Origin of the sequence: Nocardia sp. NPDC050406 (assembly GCF_044459025.1) — a bacterium.
Classification (GTDB): Bacteria; Actinomycetota; Actinomycetes; order Mycobacteriales; family Mycobacteriaceae; genus Nocardia.
The window spans coordinates 1734882-1750418 of sequence record NZ_JBITIM010000001.1; the positions used below are offsets into that span (position 1 = coordinate 1734882).

Annotated in this window: 13 protein-coding genes; 6 read left to right on the plus strand and 7 right to left on the minus strand. The window is 69.3% G+C overall.

What is annotated here, in order from left to right; translation table 11 throughout:
• Positions 1-3: 3 nt before the first annotated feature.
• Positions 4-1767 carry a hypothetical protein gene (locus ACIBH2_RS08305; RefSeq protein WP_397114794.1) on the minus strand — a complete coding sequence of 588 codons (1764 nt, stop codon included), beginning with the start codon at positions 1765-1767 and terminating at the stop codon, positions 4-6.
• A 281-nt stretch (positions 1768-2048) separates the two neighbouring features.
• Here ACIBH2_RS08305 and ACIBH2_RS08310 point away from each other — a divergent pair, with 281 nt between their 5' ends.
• Positions 2049-3569 carry a hypothetical protein gene (locus ACIBH2_RS08310; protein ID WP_397114796.1) on the plus strand — a complete coding sequence of 507 codons (1521 nt, stop codon included), beginning with the start codon at positions 2049-2051 and terminating at the stop codon, positions 3567-3569.
• 9 nt (positions 3570-3578) lie between these two features.
• Here ACIBH2_RS08310 and ACIBH2_RS08315 read toward each other — a convergent pair whose 3' ends face one another.
• Positions 3579-5243 carry a PHA/PHB synthase family protein gene (locus tag ACIBH2_RS08315; RefSeq protein WP_397116896.1) on the minus strand — a complete coding sequence of 555 codons (1665 nt, stop codon included), beginning with the start codon at positions 5241-5243 and terminating at the stop codon, positions 3579-3581.
• A 245-nt stretch (positions 5244-5488) separates the two neighbouring features.
• On the opposite strand from ACIBH2_RS08315, the gene ACIBH2_RS08320 reads away from it, so the two are divergent.
• Positions 5489-6700 (plus strand): PucR family transcriptional regulator, encoded by a 1212-nt coding sequence (locus ACIBH2_RS08320; RefSeq protein ID WP_397114798.1) that lies wholly within the window; start codon positions 5489-5491, stop codon positions 6698-6700.
• On the opposite strand, the gene ACIBH2_RS08325 is transcribed toward ACIBH2_RS08320, so the two are convergent.
• The 3 genes from ACIBH2_RS08325 to ACIBH2_RS08335 all read right to left on the minus strand — a co-directional run bounded on the left by ACIBH2_RS08325 (position 6691) and on the right by ACIBH2_RS08335 (position 10196).
• Positions 6691-8490 (minus strand): AMP-dependent synthetase/ligase, encoded by a 1800-nt coding sequence (locus ACIBH2_RS08325; RefSeq protein ID WP_397114800.1) that lies wholly within the window; start codon positions 8488-8490, stop codon positions 6691-6693. The genes ACIBH2_RS08320 and ACIBH2_RS08325 overlap by 10 nt on opposite strands.
• Positions 8491-8663: 173 nt before the next feature.
• Entirely contained in the window at positions 8664-9404 is a 741-nt protein-coding gene (locus tag ACIBH2_RS08330; protein ID WP_397114802.1) for a VOC family protein, read from the minus strand.
• A gap of 96 nt (positions 9405-9500) precedes the next feature.
• Entirely contained in the window at positions 9501-10196 is a 696-nt protein-coding gene (locus ACIBH2_RS08335) for a PAS and ANTAR domain-containing protein (RefSeq protein WP_397114804.1), read from the minus strand.
• A 112-nt stretch (positions 10197-10308) separates the two neighbouring features.
• Here ACIBH2_RS08335 and ACIBH2_RS08340 point away from each other — a divergent pair, with 112 nt between their 5' ends.
• The gene (locus ACIBH2_RS08340) at positions 10309-10554 is read left to right on the plus strand and encodes a CsbD family protein (protein ID WP_397114806.1); all 246 of its coding nucleotides are present in this window, start codon (positions 10309-10311) and stop codon (positions 10552-10554) included.
• Between the two features lie 170 nt (positions 10555-10724).
• Positions 10725-12431, plus strand: coding sequence for an alkaline phosphatase D family protein (locus ACIBH2_RS08345; protein ID WP_397114808.1), 1707 nt, complete (start codon positions 10725-10727; stop codon positions 12429-12431).
• A gap of 1 nt (position 12432) precedes the next feature.
• On the opposite strand, the gene ACIBH2_RS08350 is transcribed toward ACIBH2_RS08345, so the two are convergent.
• Both ACIBH2_RS08350 and ACIBH2_RS08355 read right to left on the minus strand, forming a co-directional pair.
• The gene (locus ACIBH2_RS08350; protein ID WP_397114810.1) at positions 12433-13020 is read right to left on the minus strand and encodes an SRPBCC family protein; all 588 of its coding nucleotides are present in this window, start codon (positions 13018-13020) and stop codon (positions 12433-12435) included.
• On the minus strand, positions 13002-14024 hold the full coding sequence (locus ACIBH2_RS08355; RefSeq protein WP_397114812.1) for an alpha/beta hydrolase: 1023 nt from the start codon (positions 14022-14024) through the stop codon (positions 13002-13004). Before ACIBH2_RS08355 ends, ACIBH2_RS08350 begins: the two co-directional genes overlap by 19 nt.
• Before the next feature lie 149 nt (positions 14025-14173).
• Between ACIBH2_RS08355 and ACIBH2_RS08360 the strand changes: the two genes are divergently transcribed.
• Together ACIBH2_RS08360 and ACIBH2_RS08365 are read left to right on the plus strand one after the other, a co-directional pair.
• Complete coding sequence (locus ACIBH2_RS08360) at positions 14174-14827, plus strand: TetR/AcrR family transcriptional regulator (RefSeq protein WP_397114814.1); 654 nt, start codon at positions 14174-14176, stop codon at positions 14825-14827.
• Positions 14828-14851: 24 nt separating this feature from the next.
• Positions 14852-15478 carry a TetR/AcrR family transcriptional regulator gene (locus ACIBH2_RS08365; RefSeq protein ID WP_397114816.1) on the plus strand — a complete coding sequence of 209 codons (627 nt, stop codon included), beginning with the start codon at positions 14852-14854 and terminating at the stop codon, positions 15476-15478.
• The last annotated feature ends 59 nt before the right edge of the window (positions 15479-15537 follow it).

Here is a 15537-nt window from a genome sequence, read left to right on the forward strand (position 1 = left end):
ACCTTAGCCACCGTCACGGTTTCCGTTGGCGGGCGCGGAACGCACGACGAAATCGGCGAGGGCGGCGCTCACGGTCTCCGGCGCGCCGTTGTTCTGTTCGGCCGCCGCCGACACCATGTCGGCGTGCCGGTAGTACGGGGCGCGGACGGTGTCATCGGGGCGCAGGGGCACGGCGGAATTCATGAGCGCGAACAGTGGGCTGGCCAGGCGCAGCGGCTCTTCGATGAGACCCTCGGAGCCGAGGACGGTGAGGTGCGGCAGCTGGCGGGAGGCGTCGGGCCAGAGCAGGTTGGCGAATTTGCCGAATCTGGTGTGGGCCTGCGTGAACGAGGTGTTGTCGAGTTGCAGCATGGTCGGGAAATACGGCTCGAACATGGTCGCCGGGGTGTCGAACATGGTCAGCGCCAGCTCGCGCAGGTCGGTGACATTGGACTCCCTTGTCCCGTACGGTGTTCCGTCGGCTCGGGGCTGCGGCTCCTGCCGGTAGTCGCGCCAGCCGCACAGGACGGTCGGATCGAGCGGGCCGACCTTGACGCCGCTCGGTCCGGCGGCGCGGTCGAGCACCGGACCGATCACCGGAATATCGGCGATGCCCTGCGGCACCGGGAAGGAGCGATCGCCGACCGGGCAGCCGTCGAAGCTGCCGACGCCGGTCTGGAAGCCAGCGATGAACTGGGAGTTCTTGTCCATCAACGCCCCGAACAGCGCGGCATTGGTGTATCGGAAGTCGCGGACCGCGGGATCGAGGAGCGAACGGCCCAGGAACAGTTGGAGATTGGCGTCCAACTGCGGGTTGTGCGGCAGTCGGCGCAGCAGGTCCGATTCGTCGTTCGGGGCGAAATACGCCGCGAGGGCGGCCACGGTCACCAGGGTGAAGACCATGGGTGTGGCGCCGAGCAGGGTGTCGGTATCGGGTGCGACGCCCGCCTGTACGAGTGCGCCCGCCGCGACATTCGCGACCGCGCCCGCCGCACCGGCCAGCGAACCCAGCACCGGATTGTGCGCCAGCCCAGCCGGATCCGTGGTGACCAGCGTATCGAGGGCGAACACCCCGCCGCCGCACAGCGCGGCCCCCGAGTCGGCGGTCGTCGCCGCGTTGCCGTCGAAATCCCACCCCGACAGCAGGCCGGTGACCAGTCCGCCGTAGGAGTGCCCGCCGCAGAACACCGGCGGACCGCTCGCGGGGTCCGGGACCTCCTCGGTGACGAGCCGCCGCCAATCGTCGATCGTCCGCACCTGGTCGATCGACCGCAGGAAGCCGAGTCGGCTCCAATCGAGGAAGCCCTCGAACACCTTGCCGCCCACGGGTTTTCCGTTGAAGTAGTAGTCCAGTGCGATACCGGCGTCGCCGGTGCGTTCGGCGGCTTCCAGTCCGGTGTTGTCGACCAGGCAGTTGGATCTGCGGCTGATCGCCCAGTACTCGATGTGGCGTCCCTGTTCGGCGGCCTTCGCCACCACCTGCCGCGCCCCGATGGCGAGGCTGGCCGCCCCGGCGTAGAACCCCGGCTGCGCGGTGACGATGGCGTCGGCGTCGGCCGACCGCTCCGGGCCGTCCTGGTGCCGAAATCGCAGATACCCGATCCGGTCACAGGCCGCCGGACGTGGGCCCGCCGATGCTGGCAGCGGCGCGTCCACGGTCACATACGACGTGATGACCCCGGAGGCGTCGGTGGGCGTATCCACCACCGCCTCGAGCCGCCCGGTCGTGGGCTCGGCCCGCGCCGTGACGGCCACCGCCGACCCCGCGACCGCGGCCGACGCCAGCACCGCGACAAGCCATCCCCGCCCACGCGCGGACCGGAACCACACATTCGCCCCCTCGGTCGAACTCCGCGCCGCTTCCGGCGCGTTTATGCACTGGGTCACAGTCTCTGCGGCACTGTGCCATGCATCAATGTGCCCGCGCACAGGCGGCCCCATGTCGGGCTGTGCCGGTGGACATGCGCGGGACACGGCTCGGTTGCGACCCGATCGCATCCGAGACCATCCGGTGCCACATCGTGCACAATGAAATGCACCCTGGACGACCGTGCGCAGTGGAGGCATCGATGCCCCAGTCGTTTTCGCAGCGAACCGAGGAGTTTCGGTATCGGGTCGGTGACGTCGACGTCAGCTCCGTCACCTGGCGACATCCGTGCGGGGCACGCGGCGCGCCAGCGGAATACGATGCGCTGACCTATCTGCGCTACCACCGGCACGAGGGTGACTCGCGACCGGTGACGCCGGATCTGGTGTTGTCGCTGCAACCTGGAAATACCGGGGGGCCTTCGAGTTTCGATCCGGTGGCGCGCAATATCGTGGCCGCGCTGGGACATCGAGGGTTGCGGTGCGAGGTGTGGGCGATGGCGCGGCGCAGTCAGCGGCTGGCCGACGCGACCGGGATGCGCGCGGCGCTCGCCCGGGGAGACCATCGCGTGGCGGTGGACTACTACTATCGCGGGCGCTCACTCGACGGACGGACCTTTCCCGGCTGGCTGCCCGCGCGCCGTCAGGGCTTCCTCACTCGCTACGGGGTCGAACAAGCCGTCAGCGATTGGCATTTCGTGCATGCGCGGGAAATCCCCGACCCGGCCGACCGGGCGCGGCGGTTGTTCCTCGGCGGGCACTCCCTGGGCGGACCGTTGGCGAACCTGTACTGCCAGTGGGATTTTCCGACCGGACCCGGGTACCGCGAGGTCGCGGGGGTGATCGGCCTCGACGGGCCCATCGCGGTCGACCCGCTCGACCTGGCCGGGCACGCACGTCCGGCCGCCGAGGCCGCGCGGCGCGTCCTGCCCGCCGCGGCGGCGGCCATGCGAACCGGACTGTTGCCCGCCTCCAACAACTGGGGCGCACTGCGCCTCGGCGATATCGCCGTGCTCACCGGGATCGCGGCCCTCGCCGCCCGGTTCGAACCGGAGGCGGAGAGCACTCTGCTACCGGAGGTGCCGCGCACACTGCTGGTGGACGGGCTGTTTCGGCTGTTGTATCCGCGCGGCGGGCCGCGCCGGTGGCGGCTCACCAATGCGGCGCTGTTCGGCACCTTGTTCGGCCGCGTCGCTCAGGCCACGACGCTGTCCAACGATATGGGCGGCTACACCGGGCCGCCGCGGGGCAAACGCGCGGCGCTCACCGGGCTCGCCCGCATACCGTTGGCGGGTGAGCTGTTCGCGGCCACGCTGTCGGAGCGGCCGCTGGCCATGCCCGCCGATCCCGGCGTGCTGACCGGCTGGGTGGACGGCGGCGAATCCATCAGCAGCTTCGATGACACCGTCCTCGCCTGGGGCAACGGCGAATTCAGCTATATCAACGGCTACGAGTCGCGGCTGCTGCCGGTGGAGGCGGTGCTCGGGATGTTCGGCGCGCTGCCCGCGGCGCGCCACCGCGAGTGGATGGACAGCGTTCCGGCCCTCACGGTGGCGAGCGGGCTCTGGACGCCGATTCGTCGCCGTCGGGGGCCACGACCCCAGGAGATCGAGGCCCCCGGCTACTCCCATCAGGATGTGCTCAGCGCGCGACAGCCCGATGTGGTGGTCGAATCGGTCGCCGATTTCCTCGCCGCCCACCTGCCCGCCCGGCGCACGGCGTGAGCGCGTCGGCTAGCGGGCGTGCACGTAGGTCCCGGGCGCGGCGGCCAAGGGCGCCAACCCGCCGCCGCCGAGGCCGCGCGGTGCGGGCACCATCGGCCCGGCCCGCTCGGCCAGCCAGGCCAGCCAATCCGGCCACCAGCTGCCGCCGTACGTCTCGGCCCCCGCCAGCCACTCCTCGGTATCCGTCGGATTCTCGGGATTGACCTGGTATTTCGACTTCGGGTTCCCGGGTGGATTGACCAGCGCCGCGATATGACCGCTGCGCGAGAGAACGAAGCGGCTGTCGCCACCGAGCAGACCGACACTGCGGTAGCAGTTCTGCCACGGCGTGATGTGGTCCGAAATAGCCGCCAGCACATACGAATCCGTGTCGATGGCGCTCACGTCGACCGGTTCGCCGTCGATGGTCAGCCCGCCGGGGCGCGCGAGGGCATTGTGCATGCCGACGTCGATGAAATCGGCGTGCAGGCGCGCGGGCATCCGGGTCACATCCGAATTCCAGTAGAGGACATCGAATTTCGGCGGTTTGCCGCCGCACAGGTAGTTGTTGACCCAGAACGACCAGATCAGATCGTTGGGCCGCAGCCAGGCGAAACCCTCGGCCAGGTACCTGCCGTCGAGGTAGCCGACCCGGCGCGACATGGCCTTGGCGGCCTCGGCGACCGGCCGGTTGGCGAAGGCGGCGGGCTCACCGGCGCGGGCATTGTCCAGCACGGTCACCATGAGCGAGAAGCCCGCCAGGCGATCGAGTTCCCCGCGGTGCGCCAGCAGCGCCGCCGCGCACGACGCGAGCATTCCGCCCGAACAGGCGCCCCCCAGCAGCACCTGGTCGGCTCCGGTGATGCGCTCGACGGCGTCCATCGCCTCGAACACGGCTCGCACGTAGGTGCCCAGCCCCCAGTCGGCGTGCTCGGCGTCGGGATTGCGCCAGGACATGACGAACGGCTGCTGTCCCGCCGCCACCAGGTACTCGACCATGCTGCGCTCGGGCGCGAGATCGGTGATGTAGTACTTGTTGATGGTCGGCGGCACGATCAGAAGCGGTGTGGCGTGGACCTTTTCGGTGACCGGATGGTATTGCAGCAGCTCGAAGACCTCGCTGCGATACACCACCGCGCCCGGGGTGGCGGCCAGGGTCGTGCCGAGCGCGAAACCCTCGGCGTCGACCATGGTCGGCAGCCGCGGCGCGGACTTCATATCGTCGACGAAGTTGAGCGCCCCCTGCACCAGGCTCAATCCGCCGTAATCGAGCGCCACCCGCGCCGACACCGGGTTCACCAGTGGCACATTCGACGGCGCGAGGGCGTCGAGGAGGTTGCCGATCAGGAACCGGACCCGGGTCTCGTCGCGCCAGTCCAGCTCGGCCAGATCGATGAGCGCCATCGAGGTCTCGCGGGTCACCAAGTGCGCCTGGAGAATTCGGCGCAGCAGCGGATTGGTGCGCCACGCCTGGTCGGCGAAGCGGCGATCGCGCGGATCGGGTTCGACCCGCGATTCTCCGGCCACGATGTCACCGAGTTCGGCCAGGTACTGGCGCAACTGCCGCGCCGTCGCCTCCGGTTTGGCCGCCAGGCCGAGCAGGTACTTCGCCGTCGACCCGTCGGGTAGGAAACGCTGCCCGATGCCGGGGACCGGCTCGATCAGCAGCGCGTCGAGCGCGCCGCCCGCCGTCATGTTCACTTCGCCCTCCACAGGAACCCACCGAATATCTCGGAACCCCCTTGTCCCGGCCCATAGTCTGCGGCGGCGGGCGTGGGGTAACAATGGCCACAGCGACACCGCGAATGGCTATGAAATGTTCCGATGCACAATAGGGGCGACCAGAGTTCACATAATTCCCCTGTCGCGGGCGGTCGTGGACGATATGTCGCCCTGGACGCTGTGCACGAGGACAACGGGCGCGGGTACCATCAACGGCCATGGATACACCGAGGTACCCGCCGGACGGCTTCGTCGCCCGGGCCTGCGCCACCCTGCTGGAGCGCATCGACGACGTGGTGGCCGGGGTGGCCGCGGAGATCGAGCGGGCCGAACCCGCCTACGGCAGCCAACACCTGGTCGACGGTGCGGAACTGCGGCGCAGCAATCAGGAGAACCTCGAGGCCATCCTGCGCTATCTGGCCGGATACCCCGGCGGACTCGGCACCGCCATGCCCCGCGCCACCGGCTACCGCCGGGCCGAGGACGGCGTCCCGCTGCCCGCGGTGCTGCGCGCCTACCGGATAGGCACCGGGGTGGTGTGGAACGAACTGCTGGCCATGACCGAGAACGACGCGGCCGCCGGACGGGAACTCCTGGACGCGGCCTCGGATGTCTGGAAGCTGGTGGACGAGTATTCGCAGGCGCTCACCACCGGCTACCAGGACGCGATGGCCGAACAGCTGCGCAGCGATGCCCGCGCCCACGACGCCGCGTTGGACGCCCTGCTGACCGGGCACGCCGACGGTGCGCGCATGTGGGAGTGCGCCCGCACCCTCGGCCTGCCGCCCAGCGGTGAATTCGTCGTGGTGGTGGCGATAACCGATGCCGCCGGGGCGAAGGCGGTGCCGGGGGTGGGCAAGTCGCTCGCCATGCTCGGGGTGGCCTCGGCCTGGCGGGTCCGCGTGGACAGCTATGCCGGAATCATCGCGCTCACACCGCGTTTCACCGACGACCGCTTGCGCGCCACACTCGCCGAACGTGCCCTGGGGCGCGTCGGCATCAGCTCGCCCTACACCGCATTGACCGATTCACCCGCCGCGCTACGACAAGCCGAACTGGCCTGCGCGGCAACGCGACCCGGTTCGCAGGAGGTGCTGCGCCACCGGGACGCGCTGTTGCCGATGCTGTTGGCGGGTTCACCGGAAGTGGCGGCGGCACTGGTGGATTCGGTGCTCGCGCCGGTGCTGGCGCTGCCCGCGCACGACCGCGACACGCTGCTCGACACCGCGCGCATGTGGTTCGCCCACGACGGCGAGGTGTCGGCGGTCGCGGCGGCGCTGTACTGCCATCGCAATACCGTGCGGTTCCGGGTGAACCGAATCGCGGAGCTCACCGGTCGCCGACTCACCTCGCCGCGGGCGGCCACCGAGATGCAACTGGCGCTGCAGGCCTATCGCATTCTCGGCGCTCCGGCGCGGGCTCAGGCGTAGATGGCCGCCACGTCGGCGGCGTACTTCTCCAGCACCACAGCGCGTTTCAGCGACATCTTCGGCGTCAGCTCGCCGCCTTCCTGGGTCCACTCGGCGGCGAGGACGCGGACCTTCTTGATGGCCTCGGCCTTGGACACCAGGGCATTGACGGCGGCGACCGCGGCGTCGATCTCGGCGACCAGGGCTGGGTGGCGGGTCAGTTCCTCGAGGTCGGCGGCGTCGACGCCGTGACGCTGCCGCCATCCGGGCAGCGCGTCGCGATCCAGGGTGATGAGCACGCCGATGAACGGTTTGCCGTCACCGACGACCATGCACTGTCCGATGAGCGGATGGGCGCGCAGGGTGTCCTCGAGCGGTGCGGGCGAGACGTTCTTCCCCGCGGCGGTCACCAGGATCTCCTTCTTGCGGCCGGTGATGGTGACATAGCCGTCCTCGTCGATCGCGCCGAGATCGCCGGTACGGAACCACTCGCCGTCGAAGGATTCGGCGGTGGCGGCCGGATTGTTCCAGTATCCGTCGAAGACGACCGGACCCTTCAGCAGCAGTTCGCCGTCCTCGGCGATGCGCACCGCATGGCCCTCGAGCGGACGCCCCACCGAACCGATGCGCAGCCCGGACTCGTTGTTGAGCGTGATCGCCGCGCTGGTCTCGGTGAGCCCGTAGCCCTCGTACACGGGCAGGCCGATGCCATGGAAGAAGTGGCCGAGCCGCGCGCCCAGGGGTCCACCGCCGGAGACCGCGCCGACGCACCGGCCACCCAGTGCCGCACGAAGTTTCGCGTACACCAGCCGGTCGAACAGCGCGTGTCGCAGCCGCAACGGCAGGCTGGCCCCACCGGTCTGCACCGCTTTGCTCCAGGCGATGGCCGTCTCGGCGGCCAACTCGAAGATCCGGCCCTTCCCGCTGTCGCGTGCCCGCTGTTCGGCGGCGTTGTAGACCTTTTCGAAGACGCGCGGCACCGCGAGGATGAAAGTCGGCCGGTAGGAGGCGAATTGGTCGGTGAGCGTACTCCAGTCCGAGGTGTGCGCGACGGTCACCTTGGCCGCCAGCGCACCCACCGAGATGGCGCGGGCGAAGACGTGCGCCAGCGGCAGGAACATCAGCGTGCGCTGCCCTTCACAGAGCAGGCCCGCCAGTGCGATGCGCCCGGATGTGGCCTCCGCCAACAGATTACCGTGCGTCAGCACGACGCCCTTGGGTCGTCCGGTGGTGCCCGAGGTATAGATGAGCGTGGCGGGTGAGTCGGCGCGGACCTCCCGACGGCGCGCCGTCAGCTCGTTGTCGTGCACCTGTTTGCCGCGCACGACAAGCGTGTCCACGGCGGCTGCGTCGATCCGCAGCGTCTCGCGCAGGTGCGCGGTGTCGATATCGGCGACGGTGCGCGCATGCCGCTCGTGCTCCACGATCAGCAGCGTCGCCCCCGAATCCTCCAGAATCCAGCGCGCCTGCTCGGCCGAGGACGAATCGTAGATGGCGACCGTGCACGCGCCCGCCATCCAGATGGCGTAGTCCAGCAGGCTCCACTCGTAGCGAGTGGCGGACATGAGCGCCACCCGGTCCCCCACGCCCACCCCGCTCGCGATGAGTCCCTTGGCCACGGCCCGTACCTGTTCGGCGAATCGCGCGGCGGTGATATCCGCCCAGCCCCCGGCCTCCGGAATCTGAAAGGCGACGAACTGCGGCGCGGTCCGGGCGAGCCCGTCGACGATATCGCCCAATGCCGCACCCTCGGCAATGGTGTACGACGCCGCGACCTCGTACTCCCGCCGCGCGACCGCTGTAGTCCCCATTCGCACTCTCCTCCGATATGGCCGGACGCCGCCGTCCGGCGATCGGGCACCCTGCCGCGACCGGATCACCATGGTCGCGAGGAGAGGCCGAGGTCACAATGTGCCCGCGACCCGGGACCACGCCCGCCGATTGTGCTGTGCGCCAATCGCGCCGATCGGCGCACAGCCCGGGGTCAGAACGCGATGAGGTTGAAATGCGCGCCGGACGGGTCGGCGAGACGAGCGCCGAACCCCGTGCCGACCGGCACGTCGTAGACCGGGCGCACAATGCTGGCGCCCAGCTCGACCGCGCGGTCGACGCCCTGTTGGGCATCGGGCACCAGGAAGGCGACCTCCCAGCGCGAATGCCGGACATCGGATCCCAGTTCGAAGATGCCACCGCGCGGATGCTCTTCGTCGTGCATGGTGGCGAACCTCGAACCCGGTGTGTCCGACTGGGTTTCGGTGCGCAGCGCGAAGGTCTTGGTCATGAAGTCGAAGGTGACGGGCCAATCGACGGTCTCGATCTCGGTCCAGACCGGCGTGCCCACACCGGAGGCCCGCTCGAGTCCGGCTTCGGCGCGCACGAGGCCGATCGAGGAATCCACCGGATCGGTGAGCACGGCCAACTCACCGACACCGGGCACGGCCACGCCGGGGCGTTGCAGGCTGCCGCCGTTGGACCGCGCGCCGTCGATGGTCACGTCGAGATCCTCGACCGACAGGTAGGTCAGCCACCCGTTCGGCTGCGGGGTGTCGGAGGCTCGTTCGACCAGTCCGGCGACCGGCCGACCGTCCTGGTGGAAGAGGATGTACTTCCCGAAGTCCCTGACTCCGGCTGGTGCAGCGGTCCAGTCGAACATCTGGTTGTAGAACCCGATGGTTTTCGCCGGGTCCGAGGTGGTGACGTCGAACCAGGACGGCAATCCGAACATCGCAGGCTCCTTCGCAGTGGGGTTCACGCCGCGGACACCGGCCGTCGCCGACCGGTCGATCACTCGGGTAACACCGAAAGCTCGAGCACCCGTCAGTCAATCAGACGCGCGGTCGCGTCGCACGCGCTCGTGCACCGTCAAGACGAGTCGGTCGACATTGTTGCGCAGGGCGGGGGTCTGACCGCGAATGTCACGGAAGTCCCGCACGAGCTGCGCCGCCAGGTCCCGCACCTTCGTATTGGTTTCCTGGGAGCGCCACTTCAATACCCGGTAGGCCTGTTCGGTCGAGATGCCGTAGATGACGCTCAAACCGCCCTTGGCCTGTTCGATGGCGGTGCGCGACTCGATGATTCCGGGGAGCAGCTCCGTGATCACCTCGTCGCGAGTGTCCTCCAGGTTCTCGGTGATGTCCAAGAAGTAGCCGCACACACCGACGATCGCCCCGTCGTCGTCGGTCAGCTGGTCACCGACCGCCATGACCGCGCGTTCCGCACCGTCGGCGGCGATTATCCGATGATGCCCACAGATCGGTTCACCGGCCTCGAGAGCGGCCGCGACGCTGGTCGCCATGGTGTCGTCCTCCTCGGGATGCCGATGCGACAACAGCAGCTCGGTGGTCGGCTCGACCTCCCCCGGCTCATACCCGAAAATCCGCGCGACCTCGTCGGACCACTCCCAGCGGTGATCGGCGAACCAGAACCGGAACGAGCCGACCCCTCCGCACGACTCCGACGCGAGCACTCGATCGATAACGCCAGCCGGTTCGGCGATGGGCATGTGATTCGGACTCATCGGGCCAGTATCCGCCCTCGACGCCCCAGGGATCTTGTTTGGCTCCGGATTACCCGGGTACGTGCGATGAGGGGGCCCGTTCAGGGGGCCCGCTGGAGTTCGAGGAGGAATCGTGTCCGACAAGAACAACGCACCACGCGAAGCGGCCGAGGGCATCGCCGAAGGCGTGAAGGGCCGCGTCAAGGAGGCGGTCGGCAGCCTCGCCGGTGACCGCGATCTCGCCGACGAGGGCCGCGCCCAGCAGGACAAGGCCGCCGCCCAGCGGGAGGCCGCGCAACACGAAGCCGAAGCCGAGAAGGCCAGGGCCGAAGCCACATTGGACGAGCAGCGCCAGCGCGCCCACCAACAGGACACCTGACCCGAGCTTCTCGTCACCACATACGGGCGGGCCCGCACCTCGGGGTGCGGGCCCGCCCGGCTTGCGGAACCCCCGCATCGACCGGACCGCATGACTCGCCAAATCTGTTGCACGCCTGGGCATCCGATGGGCGTCCGTAATAGCGTGATCTTCTCGAATAGGGGAGATCCATGCCGCGTCTGGTGTCCAATGAGGCTCTGTCACTCGCGAAGGTCGGGCGGTCGACTACGGCGCAGGCCGTGGATGTCGCCTGTGGGCGGCGGGCGGTGCTCGCGGGCGGGGTTGTCGCCGCGGGGGCCGCGACGGGGTGGTTGGCTCGCCCGGCCTACGCCGACTCCAGGGTTTTCCGGCACGGCGTGGCTTCCGGCGATCCGCTCCCGACCGCGGTCGTCCTGTGGACCCGGGTCACGCCCTCGGACCAAGCCGCGCCGGGATCCGGCCTCGGTGAGCCGGTCTCGGTCGACTGGGAGATCGCGCTCGACGAGAACTTCGCTCAGGTGCGGGCCTGCGGGACCGAAATCGCTTCCGCCGGTGCCGATCACACCGTGAAGGTCGATGCCGGTGGGCTGGAACCCCATCGCGACTACTTCTACCGTTTCCGTGCGCTCGGGCAGATTTCCGCCGTCGGGCGAACGCGCACCGCGCCCGCCGATTCCGCCGAGGTCGACCGACTGAGATTCGGAGTCGTGTCCTGCGCGAACTGGGAGGCGGGGTTCTTCAGCGCGTACCGGCACCTCGCGGCACATGCCGATCTCGACGCGATCGTGCATCTCGGGGATTACCTCTACGAGTACGCGCGGGGCCTCTACGGCGGCCGGGGCGGGTCGGTGCGTTGGCACGAACCCGCGCACGAGATCGTCGCCCTGGCCGACTACCGCGTCAGACACGCCCAGTACAAGACCGATCCGGACCTGGTCGAGCTGCACGGGCGCTACCCCTTCATCTGCATCTGGGACGATCACGAGATCGCCGACAATGCCTGGTCCGGCGGGGCTGGATTGCGGTTGCCGTTCGTGTCCGGCGACTGGCAGGCCCGCCGTGCTGCCGCCCAGCGCGCGTACCTGGAGTGGATGCCGGTGCGCGCCAATGGATCCGGGCCCGACGCGAGGCTCTACCGCCGCCTGCGATTCGGGACACTGGCCGAACTGTCGATGCTCGACCTGCGCAGTTACCGCAGTCGACAGGCGACGCCCGCCATCGGATGGGGCGGCGTCGACGATCCCACTCGGTCCATTACCGGCAAAGCCCAGATGGACTGGCTCACAGCGGGTCTCGCATCCGCGCCGACCCGGTGGAAACTCGTGGGCAATCCCGTCATGATCATGCCGCTGGTGCTGCCGCCGCTGAATCCCGACGTGGCCGCCGCGCTGCACGAGGTCATCGGGATGCCGGAGGCGGGCGTCCCCGCCCTGACCGACCAGTGGGACGGTTACGCGGCCGATCGCCGCCGCCTGCTCGACACCATTCACGACAATTCGATCACCGATATTCTCTTTCTGACCGGCGATATCCACAGTTCCTGGGTGGCCGAGCTGCCCGTGGACCTCGCGCGGTACCCGGACGGCGGCCGGGCCGGGGTCGAGTTCGTGGTGCCGTCGATCACCGCCAGAGGCGTCGGCGACACGCTGCCCGCCCCGTATCGCACGGTATCCGTCGCCGTGGAAGAGGCCCTGAAGTCGGCCAATCCCCATCTGCGCCATGTGGAACTCGATTCGCACGGCTACGGCGTTCTGGACCTCGTGCACGACCGGGCGCGGATGGAGTGGTTCTACGTCACAGACGTCGCCGACCCGAAAGCCGCTGTCCGACAGGGAGCCTCGTTCGAACTGCCCGCGGCGTCCCTGTCGGACACGGGGTTACGGGCCGAAGCTCGCTGATTCACCGCACCGGAGCCGAGACCGAGCGGGACAGTCCGCGCACCGCCTGCTCGGTGAATGCCCGAAGTAGCGGTCGGGCAACGAATCCGGGGGCCGCCAGTCGTGGCGTCATGCCCACCCGGACCGTGAGCAGTGTGCTCGCGGCCGCGAGGGGCTGGAGTTCGTAGGATTCGACGGCGGACTTCAACATCGGGAGAGAGCTGCCCGTGAACGTGTAGTCGAGGCGTGCGCCCTCCTCGTAGACGGTGAACTCCTCCCGTACCGTCATCGCCGGGTTGAGCAGCACGCGCGTGGTGCCCACGCCGCGGTGCGCGCACTCGTAGTGGAAGCCGGAAACGCCCGGCAGCCAGGAGAAGCAGGATTCGTCCACGAGCGCGGCGAAGACCGTCTCGGGTGAGGCTGGGATTTCCGCGTGCACGGTGATGGCGGCGGGGGCGTTGGCGAGATAGTCGCCGGACCGCTCGCCGGGTACCGGCTCGAGCGCGAATCGAGACGCCGCACGCGGTGCCCGCCGTGTGGACGTGTACAGCGCGGCCACGGCCGCCCCCGCCAGCGCGGACACCGCGGCGGTCATGAGCTTTCCGGACATGAATTCTCCTGCGTTTCCATGGGTTCGGTCAGATCGTGGAGGAATCGGGCCATCTCGGCGATCGCCGCCCGCGACTCCGGCAGCGCACCGAAGACGGGAAACCCGTGCGGCTGGCGGTCCCAGAGTTGCAGGCGGCACGAGACTTTCGCGTCGGCGAGCCGCTGCGCCATGAGTTCGGCGTCGCAGCGCAACAGCTCCGAGGTACTCGCCTGGATCAGCACCGGCGGCAGACCCGTCAGCGCGGCGTCGACCGGCGACAACGGGCGGGCCCCGTCTTCGTCGACGAGGAGCCGCCGCACCAGGCGGTCGATGGCCGCGGCGGAGAAGAACACATCCGTGCGCCCGTGGGGTGAGCGGAATTTGGCCGCACAGTCGAAGTCCGTCCACGGCGAGGCCGCGATAATGCCGCCCGGCAGCGGCAATCCCGCCTCCCGAGCCGCCAAGGGCACCGCGAACGCGAGATAGCCGCCGCTGGAATCCCCCACGCAGACGATATGTCTCGGGTCGAAGCCCCGCGACAGCAGATACCGGTAGGCCCGAACGCCGTCCTCGACGATGGCGGTCACCGGTGTCGGCAGCATCCGGTACCCGACAGTGCACACCGGCCAGCCGGTCGCGGCCGAGATTCGCGCCCCGACGCCGCGGAAGGTACGCAAGCCGCCCGCGACGAACGCACCGCCATGGAAGTACAGCACCGCGGCGGGCGCGGACTCCGGCGCGGGTACCGACGACGGCCATACCCACTCGAGGTCGAGATCGGCGAGCCGCACCGGGCGTCGCAGTACTCCGGGAGTGGGCCGATATCGACCACCCACGTAGTCGGTCCAGCTCGCTGCGCGCACATTCCACGGACGCGCCGCGATCGAGGCCACCTCGAGTCCGGTGCGAATGAATGGTCGGGCCACGGCGGTCACGACCCGGGTCCGCCGACTTGCCGGACCGAACTCCTCCACCACCAAGCGCGGGCGACGATCCGATGTCCTGAGCGGCTCGATCGACGTCACGACTCGACAATATGACAGTGGCGTAAGCATAACAAGGCCCTGCTCCCCCGGGTGCGGCCGCGCGGATGCGAAACCCCCAGGTGATACGGTCATCCGAGGCAGCAACCAACAGTCCGAACGGAGAGCACGGACCCGACGGAGAGGTGGCCGTGACGACCGGGCGGAACGCTCAGACCAAACGGCGGTACGCGCCGCGGCTGTCCATTCCGCAGCGCCGGGAGCAGCTGATGGATGTCGCGTTGCGCCTGATCGCCGACAGCGGATTCCAGTCGGTGACCGTCGCGGCCGTCACGCGTCGAGCGGGCATCACGCGCCCCGTCTTCTACGACTGTTTCCCCAGCGTGGACGGTCTCGTCGAGGCGCTGCTGGAGCGCGAGGACGGTCGCATCACCAGTCAGATCGATACGGTGTTTCCGGTCGGAATCGCCGACAACGCAGGCGATTACGATCTCGACCGCATTATCGGCGACTTCCTCGCGCTGGTGGTGCGCCACCCCGATACCTGGCGGCTGGCCCTCTCCGCCGCCGTCGGCCTGCCCGAGCCGGTGCGGCACTGGATCGCCGCCCGCCGCGAGATCGTGCGCACCCGGCTCGCGGCGCTGCAGACCGAACTCGCCGCCTCCGGCCGGGCACCCGCGGACCTCGATATCGAGGTCGCCTCGCATCTGGTGATCGGTTTCGCCGAAATGGCCAGTCGCCTGGTCCTCGCCGATCCCGACCGCTATCCGCCACAGCGTGTCGTGGACTTCTACACGGCCACCATCCGCTCCGCCGGGCCAACGCTGGCCGACCCCGGCGACTGAGTACCGGAGCCGGAAAGGATGGGAATGCGCCCGAACGACAAGGGAATTCGCGCCCGCGCCACGGCGCGGCAGCGGCGCGAGCAGATTCTCGACACCGCGTTGGACCTGGTGGTCGCGCACGGCTACCCCGGCTGCACCATGCAATCCATCGCGCGCGCCCTGGGCGTGACGCGACCGGCGCTCTACGAGTACTACCGCGATCACGAACAGCTGCTCGCCGACCTGGTGGCGCGCGAACACCAGAAGGCCGTCGAACTGGTGGTGCGCGGGGTCGCGGCCGCCGCGGCCGCCGACGACCCGGAACGCCTGCTCAGCGCCTTCCTGCGCGAATACCTCGAATCCGTGGTGCGATCACCGCGCACCTGGCGGCTGATCCTCACCCCGTCCTTGGGCGCGCCCGCGCAGGTGCGCGACGATATCGACGCGGTCCGCCGAATGGTGCTCGAGCAGGTGCGTTTCGCGGTGCGTTCGCTGCCCGCGCCGTTCGGTGGCCCCGACACCGACTCGGAGATGCTGGCCCTGTCGCTCATCGCCGGTGCCGAGGCCGCCGCCCACCTCGTCCTCGACGATCCGGCGCGCTTTCCACCCGAGCGGCTGACCGCGACGGTGTCCTCGCTGGCCGCGCGCGTGACCCGTTCCTGGTCACGCTGACGGCTCGCCGCGTCGACGCCGAATCCGATATTGACCGGCTCGAGCGCGGCCCTTACGGT

What these genes read in the sequence shown, in the direction of transcription:
- ACIBH2_RS08310 (WP_397114796.1), top strand. Translation starts at nt 2,049, where the DNA reads ATGCCCCAGTCGTTTTCGCAGCGAACCGAGGAGTTTCGGTATCGGGTC.
- ACIBH2_RS08315 (WP_397116896.1), bottom strand. Translation starts at nt 5,243, where the DNA reads ATGACGGCGGGCGGCGCGCTCGACGCGCTGCTGATCGAGCCGGTCCCC.
- ACIBH2_RS08320 (WP_397114798.1), top strand. Translation starts at nt 5,489, where the DNA reads ATGGATACACCGAGGTACCCGCCGGACGGCTTCGTCGCCCGGGCCTGC.
- ACIBH2_RS08325 (WP_397114800.1), bottom strand. Translation starts at nt 8,490, where the DNA reads ATGGGGACTACAGCGGTCGCGCGGCGGGAGTACGAGGTCGCGGCGTCG.
- ACIBH2_RS08330 (WP_397114802.1), bottom strand. Translation starts at nt 9,404, where the DNA reads ATGTTCGGATTGCCGTCCTGGTTCGACGTCACCACCTCGGACCCGGCG.
- ACIBH2_RS08335 (WP_397114804.1), bottom strand. Translation starts at nt 10,196, where the DNA reads ATGAGTCCGAATCACATGCCCATCGCCGAACCGGCTGGCGTTATCGAT.
- ACIBH2_RS08345 (WP_397114808.1), top strand. Translation starts at nt 10,725, where the DNA reads ATGCCGCGTCTGGTGTCCAATGAGGCTCTGTCACTCGCGAAGGTCGGG.
- ACIBH2_RS08350 (WP_397114810.1), bottom strand. Translation starts at nt 13,020, where the DNA reads ATGTCCGGAAAGCTCATGACCGCCGCGGTGTCCGCGCTGGCGGGGGCG.
- ACIBH2_RS08365 (WP_397114816.1), top strand. Translation starts at nt 14,852, where the DNA reads ATGCGCCCGAACGACAAGGGAATTCGCGCCCGCGCCACGGCGCGGCAG.